11 protein-coding genes and 1 pseudogene are annotated in these 10,707 nt (G+C 65.7%); 5 read left to right on the top strand and 7 right to left on the bottom strand.

Features of this window, described 5'->3' with window-relative positions:
• Window positions 1-258: 258 nt before the first annotated feature.
• From ABD340_RS01820 to ABD340_RS01830, 4 genes and pseudogenes are all read right to left on the bottom strand, one after another.
• Window positions 259-387 carry a hypothetical protein gene (locus ABD340_RS01820; RefSeq protein WP_344586516.1) on the bottom strand — a complete coding sequence of 43 codons (129 nt, stop codon included), beginning with the start codon at window positions 385-387 and terminating at the stop codon, window positions 259-261.
• Between the two features lie 99 nt (window positions 388-486).
• Window positions 487-626, bottom strand: a pseudogene (locus ABD340_RS47845) (IS3-like element ISBvi3 family transposase); the annotation flags it as partial.
• A gap of 41 nt (window positions 627-667) precedes the next feature.
• A complete protein-coding gene (locus ABD340_RS01825) occupies window positions 668-844 on the bottom strand; it encodes a hypothetical protein (protein WP_344586518.1) in 177 nt (58 codons plus the stop codon).
• Window positions 845-1,125: 281 nt separating this feature from the next.
• Window positions 1,126-1,305: a hypothetical protein gene (locus ABD340_RS01830; RefSeq protein ID WP_344586519.1), complete on the bottom strand. Its 180-nt coding sequence runs from the start codon at window positions 1,303-1,305 to the stop codon at window positions 1,126-1,128.
• Window positions 1,306-1,684: 379 nt separating this feature from the next.
• Here ABD340_RS01830 and ABD340_RS01835 point away from each other — a divergent pair, with 379 nt between their 5' ends.
• A complete protein-coding gene (locus tag ABD340_RS01835) occupies window positions 1,685-2,263 on the top strand; it encodes a hypothetical protein (protein ID WP_344586520.1) in 579 nt (192 codons plus the stop codon).
• An 805-nt stretch (window positions 2,264-3,068) separates the two neighbouring features.
• On the opposite strand, the gene ABD340_RS01840 is transcribed toward ABD340_RS01835, so the two are convergent.
• Window positions 3,069-3,599, bottom strand: a complete 531-nt coding sequence (locus ABD340_RS01840) for a hypothetical protein (RefSeq protein WP_344586521.1) — start codon at window positions 3,597-3,599, stop codon at window positions 3,069-3,071.
• A 1,083-nt stretch (window positions 3,600-4,682) separates the two neighbouring features.
• On the opposite strand from ABD340_RS01840, the gene ABD340_RS01845 reads away from it, so the two are divergent.
• Complete coding sequence (locus tag ABD340_RS01845; protein WP_344586522.1) at window positions 4,683-5,045, top strand: SH3 domain-containing protein; 363 nt, start codon at window positions 4,683-4,685, stop codon at window positions 5,043-5,045.
• 330 nt (window positions 5,046-5,375) lie between these two features.
• Here the strand turns inward: ABD340_RS01845 and ABD340_RS01850 are convergent, their stop codons facing one another.
• Window positions 5,376-5,954 carry a dihydrofolate reductase family protein gene (locus ABD340_RS01850; protein ID WP_344586523.1) on the bottom strand — a complete coding sequence of 193 codons (579 nt, stop codon included), beginning with the start codon at window positions 5,952-5,954 and terminating at the stop codon, window positions 5,376-5,378.
• A 630-nt stretch (window positions 5,955-6,584) separates the two neighbouring features.
• Here ABD340_RS01850 and ABD340_RS01855 point away from each other — a divergent pair.
• The 3 genes from ABD340_RS01855 (at window position 6,585) to ABD340_RS01865 (ending at window position 8,894) form a co-directional block, all read left to right on the top strand.
• Window positions 6,585-7,205: an ISAs1 family transposase gene (locus ABD340_RS01855; RefSeq protein ID WP_344586525.1), complete on the top strand. Its 621-nt coding sequence runs from the start codon at window positions 6,585-6,587 to the stop codon at window positions 7,203-7,205.
• Window positions 7,206-7,628: 423 nt separating this feature from the next.
• Window positions 7,629-8,039 (top strand): hypothetical protein, encoded by a 411-nt coding sequence (locus ABD340_RS01860; RefSeq protein WP_344586527.1) that lies wholly within the window; start codon window positions 7,629-7,631, stop codon window positions 8,037-8,039.
• Window positions 8,040-8,258: 219 nt separating this feature from the next.
• A complete protein-coding gene (locus tag ABD340_RS01865) occupies window positions 8,259-8,894 on the top strand; it encodes a DUF2637 domain-containing protein (protein ID WP_344586528.1) in 636 nt (211 codons plus the stop codon).
• 29 nt (window positions 8,895-8,923) lie between these two features.
• Here the strand turns inward: ABD340_RS01865 and ABD340_RS01870 are convergent, their stop codons facing one another.
• Window positions 8,924-10,081: a hypothetical protein gene (locus tag ABD340_RS01870; protein WP_344586530.1), complete on the bottom strand. Its 1,158-nt coding sequence runs from the start codon at window positions 10,079-10,081 to the stop codon at window positions 8,924-8,926.
• Between the last annotated feature and the right edge of the window lie 626 nt (window positions 10,082-10,707).

The following is a 10,707-nucleotide window of genomic DNA, read 5'->3' on the forward strand; positions in this document are numbered from 1 at the left end:
ATTGGCCGAGCGACTCTTGTAGGGCTCCATGCCCGGGTACCGCGCCCGCATTTGAATCTCTGGGGAACACAGCCGCCCGCCCACTGAGGGACCGTGCGGGCGTCGATGCCGCACTAACCGCGGCGACCGTAGTGCGCACACTGCTCATCGGCTGCATCGGATCGCCCCAGAACTGCATCCGTGCAGGTGAGAGACGTGAATCCCGGCGACCCCAGGTCCGTGCTTCGTCGGCCTGGTACAGCCATGGCGTGGTGGCCGTCACGGCATGATGCGACCCTGATCTCCCTGTCTGGTGGCGTGCTCGGCGATGTCGGTGACCCACAGCAGGTCTGGCGCGTCGACGGCGAAGTCGCGGCTGACCAGGTCCTCCTCGGTGGCCTCGTTCACCGGGTCGTGCCGGCCCCGGCGCCGGTGAGCAGCTCGACCCGCTTGCGGTGGACCGACTCACCCAACCCCAGCGTCAACTCGGCATGCACTCGCGGCGACCCCGTAACTGAACCTCGATTCTTCATGAATCATCTTCACCAGCTCGGCGTTGCGCTGCTCACGCAGCGACACGGGCCGCGGCCTGCCCAGTCCTTATAGCCCGAACGGGAAACACCCAGGACTCGGCAGGCCACCGCGACAGGAACACCCTGCGCGGCCAACTCGTGGACCAGCGAGTACTTTATTTTGGGACCACGTTCTCACGCGCGAAGTAGGCGGCCGCCTGCTTGAGGATCTGGTTCTCCAACTCCAGCTGCCGGGTCTTGCGGCGCAGCTCGACCAGTTCTTTCTTCTCCTGGCTGGTCAGCCCGTCCGAGCGGCCGTCACCGGCGTCGGCCTGGCGGACCCGGTCACTCAAACAGGACTGGCTGATTCCCAGGCTCTTGGCCAGCGCTGAGACCGATTTGTCACCGGCCGGGCCAGCTCCACAGCGCGGCGCCGGAACTCCGGCGGATGAGGTGGCGGCACGAGACACGTCCTTCCTCGTCGGCCCGAGGCCAACTCAGGACACGCGGGCGCGGTGGGTGAATCCCCAGCGGGCGGCGATTGCGTGCACGGGCGCCCGGCCAGGCCAGGGTCGGCCAGTTCGCGGCGGCAGCGTTGCACCCGCTGTTGCCGGATCTAGATGACCACGGTCACCTATTCGTCCTGGAAGAGATTGTGCAGGTAACGGACTGATATGCGGTGGGCCGCGGTGATGGTGTCCGGGCAGAGGGCAAGGTTGGCAAGATGATGATCGCTGAAGTAGTAGATCTGGCAATGGGGCGACGCCGTCCTCGGTGCGAGATCGCCGCCCTCCTCACCGCCGGCGGCCGGCACGAGAGCCGACGGTCATGACCTCGGTACTCACGATCCAGGCGTCTCGAGTCCTATGGCCTCTTGATGGCGCCAAGCCGCGGGCTTCGGGTGGGCTTGATGCTCATCTTGGCTGTGGACGTACGGCGGTCGGGTCACGCGCAGCCGGGCCGAGAAGGGCTGCTCCCCGCGTACGCGGGGATGGTCCCTCCGGGATCAAGACCAAATACCTCGCCGAAACCTGCTCCCCGCGCACGTGGGGATAATCCGATGTAACGCCTCGGACCGAGATCAGCTCCTGGGGCGGGCTGAGTGGTGGCGGGCTCGGGTGCGCCGGTGGCGATGCGGATGGTGTGGAGCATGCCGCGGGCGTCGGTGGCCGTGAGGTGGACAGGCGTGCGCCGTGCAGAGCGTCGGCGTGGTGCCCTTCGGCGTGGGTGAGCGAGCCGTTGTTGCCGACATGGGCGGTGGTGCCGTGTGGCCAGCGGCCGAGAAGGAACGCGCCGATGCCATAGCGGGCTCCGAGTTGGACGCTGGCGTCCAGCGTGTGGGTGGCGTGTTCGGGCACGGAGGCGACGAGCAGGACGGCGGGGAGCGGTTCGGCGGGGTCGGCAGTGCGGAGGCTGGGCAGGTCGGGTTCCTCGGTGTCCTCCAGGAGGCGGGTGCGGCGGATGATTCGGCTTCCAGGTGGGTGATGGCCGCGTTGAGGGTGGGCGGGACGACAAGCCCGGGTAGAGCGATGGCCAGTTCGGGGATGTCGGTGTCGGGGAACAGGGTTTGGGCGTCGGGTGAGGCGATGAGGAGTTCGACGCGGTCGGCGCGTGCTCTGGCCAGGAGCTCGGTGGCGATCGCCCGCAGCGTGCCGACAGCCCCGTCTCCCTCGAGACCGAGTCCGAGCCCGGGGAGCGGGAGGGTGATGGCGCCGTCGGGGCCGGTGCCGAGGGTGATCTGGTTGGGGATGGGCTCGTCGCGGTCGGCGTAGCTGTCCAGGTGGGCCCGGTGTGCTTGGGCGACCGCAGCCGGCGGTGTTGGCTCGGGTGAGGCGGGTGTCGAGCGCTCGGCGGCGGCGCCGGTGAAGGCGGGTGGCCGCCAGCGCAACGCTGAGGGCCGAGGCGAGGCCGAGGCGAGGCCGAGGCAGGCGCCGCTGGGCAGGGTGATGGCCAATCGTTCGGTGTGCTCGGCTTTCTGCCGTGCGGGAGGCGAATGCGGTCTGGAGGGTTGACTCAGCGGACGCGGATCAACCGGAGGGGGTGGGGCCGAGATTGGCCTACTCGCCGGAGAGTGCGTGGCCCTTGGGGAGGGGGTCTCCTCCGATCGGTCGGGTGCCTGTGTGGACGGGCCTGATGGGCCGGAGGCGTTCTTTGGCGCTACCGGTTTCGAAGGGTTGGGCGACGAGGGCTTGTCGTTGTTTGTGGTGGTCGGAGGTAGGCGGAGTTTCTGCCCTGGGTAGATGCGGTCGGGGTCGGTGAGCGGGGGCAGGTCTTCGGGTTGGGTGAGGCGTCGGCTGGCTTTGAAGATTTTGGGGTAGCGGGTTCCGGAGCCGTATTCGCGGCGGGCGATGGCCCACAGGGTGTCGCCCCGTTTGACGATGCGGGTACGGAAGCGCGGTTGCTTTGATTGCTCTTGGCGGCTGGTGGCTGGTCGGGTCTCGTGGAGTGGTGCTTGTTTGGTGGCGACGGATGCCGGGGCCGCAGGGCCTTTGGTCTCAGGTGCGGCGCTTGTTGCATGTGCTGGGGTGCTGGTCATCGGGTGGGCGAGTGCGGTGCTCGTGGTGAAGATGAGCGCGGTCATGGCGACCAGGTCGCGGGCCAGGTGCTGGGCGGGGCGGACGGGCCGGGGCAGGCTGGGGGCGGATCGTCGCGCGAGGGCATCTCCTCAGATGCGCAAGGGAGGTGACGGCTTTCCCGCCCACGGGCGCGCAGTGCTCCCTTGCGCGCCCGTAGCATCAGCCGCGCCGCGATGTGCGGGCGAGTGATGTCGATGCCGTCCAGTTGTGCGACGAACTCGGTGAGCAGTTCGGAGCCGATGTCGTCGGCGAGCCGTTCGGGGCTCGAGCGGAGCACGCGGGCCGCGACGTTCTTCAGCCCCGGCATCGCGACCCCCACGCACCCGATGACCCATGCCGGATCTTTGGTACGCGCCCGACTGACCAGCTCAGCCCAGACGGCGTCTTTGAGGGCTTCGGTCGCGGCGGGTTTCAGGAGTGCTTCGCGCAGCTCGCCGAGGCCCACTGCTCGCGCGGGCAGTCCGTGCCCGACCTTGCGGCCGTCGAGCGCCAGCGGGCCGGCGATCAGGAGCTGGAAGGTGCGCTCGGCCACGGCCAGGGCGCTGGCCGGTCGCCCAGGCATGCCTCTGCTGCGCCGTTGGTGCTGCTGTCGTCGTGCGTCATGGCGGCCTCCGAATGTCGAGACGTTGGTGCCGCCAGGTATCGGCCACGGCCTGAGCACTTCCTGGGCAGTGTACAGGCGGCTGCACCCGTGCCCAAAATCTGCTCAGAATCGCTGTGACCTGCGGAGATGTTGCTCCGGCGATGCCTGCCTGGCAGAACGGCAAAGCAGGCGTCAGTGTCCAGATCCGTCCCTGATCTGGCCCACGTTCATCGCCGGGGTTTCTCGGTTAGGACTTCGGCAACCGAGTTCGGCCTTGTGCGGCCGAGAGCGCTGGTGGAGGGCGTCCTCTCTGTCCGGAGGTGGCTTGGCGAGAGGAATGACAGAGATGACCGCGTGGTCCTCGTGGTAAGGAAGACGTGCGCGAGCATGCCCAAGGTGGCCGACCAATACCAGGACCTCTAGGCAAGGACTTGGTGCTGGTCGAGCCCGCACATGCCCGTGCTGGTCGTAAACAGTCACTCGTCTGCGGAGCATGTGTCGGAGAACCTGATGATCTCCTTGTGTTGCACTGCAGTGCGGTCACGCTCGCGCTTGAGCGCCTCGAGGTAGGAACCGATCCCTGCTTCAAGACCGCCGCAGTTGCCAGCGGCGGCTTTTTGCTCGGCAGTCGCAAGGCGGCTTGAGCTGTGAAGCGGAGCCTCCCCGTAGAAACGTTGAGGAAACGTAGGGCCGATGTATGACAGAAGGGGAGCGGGCGAACGCCGGGTGACAGTCGGTGTCAGGGAGCGAGAAAGGATCACGGGAGTAGAGGGATCGTCGAGCATCTGTGCTCAGTGTTAAGGACAACTCGCTCAGCAGGAGCGTCCCAAGGATCTGCAGCGAGGTCCGAGCGTCCCACGGCCTCAATTCGCGGTTGGAAAAGGGGCTGGCACGGTGCATGCGCAGCCCAGGATGGCTGGAAGCATCAGAGTGTGGTGCTTCTAGCTACCCAGAATATGCATCGTTCGCGTCCGACGCCTGTCCAGTGGCGCGTAGCCACTCAAGACACTCAGGAAGGGGAGACAACACCTGATGTGGAGAAAGAATTTCATCGCCCTTGCAGTGGCGACCATTGCCATGAGCGGGGGTTCAATCGGTCTCGCGGGACCGGTGGCGGCCGAGCCGGCAGGAACGGGGCTTTCAGCGGCTGAATCGCAGGCATGCACAGCCGCTATAGCCAAGGAAGCGCTCAACATACGCTCAGCGGCTTCAACCGGTTCCAAGATCAAGGATAGCCTCAAGAAGGGCGAGTTCGGATGCTTGATTAGTTTTGTGCCTAACGGCGGGGGCTATACAGCATGCGGTGGTTCCAGCACCGTCTGGTACCACGTGAAGGTTCCCAAGTTGAGGGTGACGGGTTATGTAGTCGCCAGATGCATAAAGATCAAGGGCTGATCAAGAGCCGACGGGCTAGATGATCCCACGGCCACAGAAAGTGCTCGAGCCCGAAATTGTCCGGTTCCTGGCCGGACGGCATCAGCGACCGATGTTCCGTAGACGGAGGGCGAGGTCTCGCGCTTCTCGTACCGGACTGGGGGCAGCGCCTGGACTTCCGGGTCACCTTCCTGACCATGGCGGCCGGAACCGGCTACAGCCGCAGGAAGGAACCCAACGCCATCGTGTAGCAGGGCGTGTTCAAGTTCCTGATAGGTGCGGCATGTCGGCCCGCGGGAGAGCGTCCGGGTCAGGTTCGGCTGCTGGAACCAGTGCAGTGCACGGCTGTGCTTAGCGGTGCAGGGTGGGCCGGTAGATGAGCTCTTGGGTGTGGCCGTCGAACGTCCGGCTCTCGATCAGCTCGAGGTCGAAGTCGGCCGCGCCCTCGAAGATCGGGTCGGTCCCGGTCTGACCGCTGATCACAGGGAAGATCGTCACCTGGACGCGGTCGACGAGCCCTGCGGCCATCAGCGCCCGGTTCAACGACAGGCTGCCGTTCGAGAGCAACGGCACCTCGGACTCCTCCTTGAGTTGGGCGACGACGTCGACGGCGTCGCCGGCCACGACGGTCACGTCCGGCCATGCGAAGGGTCCAGCGAGCGTCGTCGACACCACCGTTGTCGGCATGCTCCGCATCCGGGAGTTCACCGGGTCGAGGTCGGCCTCTGGGATCGGGCCCAGCAGCTCCACGAACTGCCGAAAGGTGTTGCTCCCGAGAACCATCCGCTGCTCTTCGCTGATCGCGGCAAGGCGGTTTTCAAGGAACTCAGGGCCCTGTTTTCCCCAGTAGCCGCCCCAGTCGCCGTCGGGGCCGTAGGAGCCGTAGCCGTCGAGGGTGGAAAAGACGTCCCAGGTGTAGATAGCGGTCATGGTGCTCTCCTCGAGTGCGGTTGATGGCGTGTTGTGGATACAGACGAGGAACCATGACGAAACTTATCGCACTTGGACTCCTGGATTCGGGTCGCCTTCGATGCAGGTCGCCTTTAGATTTCCAGGTCGTGTGGGCTGTGTAGTTGCGACTGCATGGGGCGCATAGCGGAACGGGCACGGACTTCGTGATCATGGTGGTGCCCAAACCCTATGGCCTCGAAGGTATCCCGTGCCCTGTGCCCCATCCTCCCCGATTCCCGCAATCCTGGCGAAGCTCGACCCCGATCGCGTCGCCGACCTGCGCCCCTACCTGGAGTCGGTGCCCGACCCCGGGTCGCGGCTGGGCGCTGGTACTCCCTGGTCGCGATCCTGGCCGTGTGCGCGTGCGCGGCCGTCTCGGGCGCGAAGACCATCGACGAGCTCGCCGACGGCGCGGCTCGCTCGACGCCTACCTGGCCGACCGCCACCGCGCCGAGACCGCCACCGACGCGGCTGACAGCAGATGGCGGCGCCGGATCATCGCCGTCGAAGGCAATGCGCTGAAAGGCTCGGCCCGGCTCGACCAGCGGCGCCGACACCTGCTCTCGGCACTTCAAGCCCCTACGCGCACCACTCGACCTGGCCGGGAACGTGATCACCTTCGACGCCCTCCACACCGTCCAAGACCACGTCAAATGGCTGGTCCAGACCAAGAACGCGCACTACGTCGCGATGATCAAGACGACTCAGCCGAATGCACACGCCCAGGTCAGCGCCCCACCACGGAACGCGATCCGCGTTCAAGACACCCGATCCGAGACGGGGCACGGCAGGAGAGAGGCACGCTCGATCAAAACCATGGGCATCGCCGCCAACCTCGGTGGTCTGACCTTCCCCGAGGCCGAACTCTCCATCCGGGTCCACCGCCGTCGCAAGGAGGACGGGAAGGCCGAGACGCGGGAGACGGTCTACGCGGTCACCAGCCTCGACGCTCACCAGGCGAGCCCCGCAGAACTGGCCGACTACCTGCGAGGACACTGGATCATCGAGAATTCGAGTCCTCACATCAGGGACCGCGTCTTCGGCGAGGACGCCTCGACCGTCCACCACGGATCCGCGCCCCGCGCCATGGCCACGCTCTGTACGGGCACGGGCATGCACCCCGTCGACTGGCTAGCACACGCTTCCACTGAAACCGTCCGTCAGGCCGCTCACGACCCCGACCGCCTGTTCGACCACGTCGTCACGGTGTTGGGGATCCGAGCACGGTGATCGACGGGTTGGCCCGCGAGGAGGATGAACGCAGAATTAGCGGTAGGGGTCGGTTAGCGGGTCCGGAGGTGTCCAAGCGTGCGCGTCGTCGGGCAGTGACCTTGGCAAAGGTCTGTTCGCCAAGGCGGACATAGGCGGAGTGGCGCAGCTGGTGGAGCGTCCAGCCTCGCCGGTGCGGTCGAGGGCGGCGGTGGCGGCCTTGAACGGGTACTTCGCCACCGCGCCAGCAGGGGTGGCGTTACCGATGCGCCACCAGCCGCGAGTGCGCGGAGCGTGGCCCGCTATGGCCATAGTCCGTGAGGGCGGCGCAAGCGTCTGAGCTGATGTGAGCGAACCCCACGACGTTCCCAGGTCGTCCTCGTCCTCTGGTTCCCGGTTCCGCCAGCCGAACGGGTCGAGCTTTCCCGGTCCGCTCGGTCGGCGGTGCCGCAGATTCCCGAGCCCACCCCCGACGAGCTGAAGGACATCCCCGTCGGTCGGCGTCTGGAACTGCTGGAACTGCGACGCCAGCGCCAAGACGCTGAACGCGACCGGCGGCGGCAAAGCAAGCACCAGTGGTTCAACAGTGTCGGCATCCTGATCGGCGTCCTGGCCGCCGTCGCCGGCCTGGTGACCACCGCCATCACCTGGCGCGTCGGCCAGGACGAGCTTCGCACAACCAGGGAGAAGCAAGTCACCGACCGCTACGCCAAGGCCGTCGAGCAGCTTGGTTCGGACAAGCCGGAAGTACGGATGGGCGGTATCTACGCCCTGGAACGCCTGATGGCGGACTCCTCGCGTGAACGGCGTACGATCATCGAGGTGCTCGCGGCCTACGTCCGCACTGTCCGCTGAAACGCGAAGTGGAGGCCCAGGTGATCCCGGGACCTCCACATGTGCGGTCAGTGTGTGTCCGAGGGGGGACTTGAACCTTCTGCCTATATTGTCCTTCCCCTTGGCGATGTTCCGCTAAACGCCGAGGCCCTGGTCGACGAGGCGGAGGGCTGATCGGCTATGGGGAACGCACAGTATTCTCCTGCGGGCCGGGTGATTCGATCGGCGTCCACTGTCAGCGTGATTGTGCTGGCCGGTATCGCTGCGGTGATCTCCTATAAGCACATGTACGAGTTGGTGGTGCGGTACGGGGAGAGTTCGTGGACGGCGGCGCTGCTGCCGGTGAGTGTGGACGGGATGATCGTGGTGGCCTCGATGTCGCTGCTGGTCGATTCCCGTCAAGGTCGCGGCGGGGGGCTGCTTCCATGGACGCTGCTGGTGCTGGGCAGTGCAGCCAGCCTTGCCGCCAACGTCGCCGTCGCCGAACCATCAGCGGTCGGCCGACTCATCGCCGCCTGGCCCAGCTGTGCCCTGATCGGCTCCTACGAGCTGTTGATGCGGCAGATCCGGCGCACCGCTGTGGAAAATACCGGGCGTGACGATGCGGACGCCAATGTTGGCTCTGAAGGGGCGCATATGATCCCTGGCGCCGCTCATAGGTCTTCTGAGGAGGCTCATAGCCCGCTTGACGAGGTCATCGATCTGTGCGGCGGAGTTACAGGAGTTCAGCACCAGCAGCGGCGGGCCGCACGAGGGCCGGTCGGGCGGGCCGGTCGCCGTCACTGTCGTGTCCCTGGTTTCCCGACGACGCTCGCTGGGTTACCGGTGCGGTTGTGGGGCGTTTCTGGCGGCCTCTTACTGCGACCTGGGATCTAAGTCAGCCGGGCTTGGTGTGGTGTTTGGGTTCAAGCGGGTGCTGTGTGCAATTCTGGTGGATAGGGGTGTCGCCATCGATAGCCGTCCGGGGGGACGAGTTCGCTCAAGTGGTCGCGCGTCTCGGGCACTTTGCTCTTGAAGTAACGGGCCGGTGCTGAGCGCGGGTTGGTACGTGCTAGGTACTCAAGTCCCTCGCGTCCCGTGAGGTAGATGTATCCGCGCTGGCCACGTCCGTGGAACACATACGCGGGGCGTCCCCATTTCCCGGGCCCTGCGGCCCTGCGGCGCGAGACGGTGACGATGAGTCGGCCGGTGGTGCGCCAGTTTGGTCCATGCCAGGCGTCCAGCCAGACCCGCCGCCCGTTGGAGATCCATCGGACGTCCCATCCGTACAGCCTCAGCAGGCGCGCATCGGAGTCTAGAGCCTCGGGGCTGGCGGGACGCGTGTCGATCGGCTCGGGGGAGGTGCCGGGAAGCCGGATGTGGTCGCACTCGATCAGTCGGGCGCGCAGGTGGGTGAGAAAGGTCAGCTTGGATGCCCACTCGTCGGCGGAAACGTCATGGCGGACGCGGATCAGGTGCCGGTCGGGGACAGCGAAGGCGGTGTCCAGGTGGTGGGGGCCGAGCTTGATGCCGAGTCGGGTGAAGGTCGCCCGTCCCAGGTCGATCAGGGCTTCTCGCCAGCGTGCTGCGAGGGCGGGGTGGGCCAGATCGTCAGAGTGTCCGCCTTGCTGGATGTCGCGGGCGACCAGGTTCTGGAACTGGAGGTCGCTGAGATCGATGAGCCGTTGGGAGGTTGGGGTGAGCGGCCTGTCATGGGCTGGCAGCGAATCGGCTCGCCGGCCGGTCACGATCTGGTGGGCTTCCAGTCGTCGCTGCCGAATCGCAGCCAGGCGGCGATCAGCGGACAAGGCGTCTGGATGATCAATCCCCGAGGAGGCGATCTTGTTCCACCAGGAAAGCTGATGTGCTCCCTCCTGGATCACTAGGGTGCGTTCCCACCTTCGGCAGACCTGTGAGGACCAGAGCCAGTGTGTGACGGCGGCGGGCACCCGGTTGAGTGTCGCCTCGGCGACCGCTACAAGGCTGAAGCGCGCCGGGTCTTGGGCGCACATAGTGCCGATCTGGCTGACGGTGATGTCGGGGTCGAGCGCGGCGACGGCGGCCGGGGTGTCTAAACCGGTCATGGCTTCCTCGGACTGTGGCACACAAGAACGCAGTCGAATGTTAGATGTGCATCAGTATCGATGTCTAGCTAGTCGTACTATTTCCTATCCGCCGACAGCAATAGTTGATCTTGATCCACGCAGCGGGTGTCCGATTAGCCCCATGGCCTTCCCTGGTGGGTGGTCAAAATGATCGCCGGACCATGTGGGTCGGCATGCAATCAGATGCTCTCTGTGGCGAAAACTAGTTGAAGTGAATAATCGTCGCGATGCCTGTGGTGGGCGGCAGATGCGGCGGGATTTGCGTGATACTTCGAGATCTGCGGATCGTCGTCGTCCTCTGGATTTGTGTGGCTGATCGGATTCCCGGCTGGATGTGGTAATTCAGGGCGGTGCTGGGGTTGCTGACATGCGCGTTAGTTCGCACTAACTTCGGCACAGTGCAATGCCTACCGCCAGTTCATCGTGTAATACTCTGCGCAGTTGAGAGTGGGGGGTTGCATGGTGCCGACTGTCCCAGATTCGTCGCTGACCTTCGGTCGTGGTTTCCGAGAACCGATATCGGTCAGCGTGGAACGGGCTGCGCTAAAGGCTGTCACGTAACTCGCCTGTTGGATGGGGACGATGTTGGCTTGGCCGTTCCTGGT

The organism is Actinomadura vinacea (genome assembly GCF_039532545.1).
Lineage (GTDB): Bacteria > Actinomycetota > Actinomycetes > Streptosporangiales > Streptosporangiaceae > Spirillospora > Spirillospora vinacea.

What these genes read in the sequence shown, in the direction of transcription:
- ABD340_RS01845 (WP_344586522.1), top strand. Translation starts at nt 4,683, where the DNA reads ATGTGGAGAAAGAATTTCATCGCCCTTGCAGTGGCGACCATTGCCATG.
- ABD340_RS01850 (WP_344586523.1), bottom strand. Translation starts at nt 5,954, where the DNA reads ATGACCGCTATCTACACCTGGGACGTCTTTTCCACCCTCGACGGCTAC.
- ABD340_RS01870 (WP_344586530.1), bottom strand. Translation starts at nt 10,081, where the DNA reads ATGACCGGTTTAGACACCCCGGCCGCCGTCGCCGCGCTCGACCCCGAC.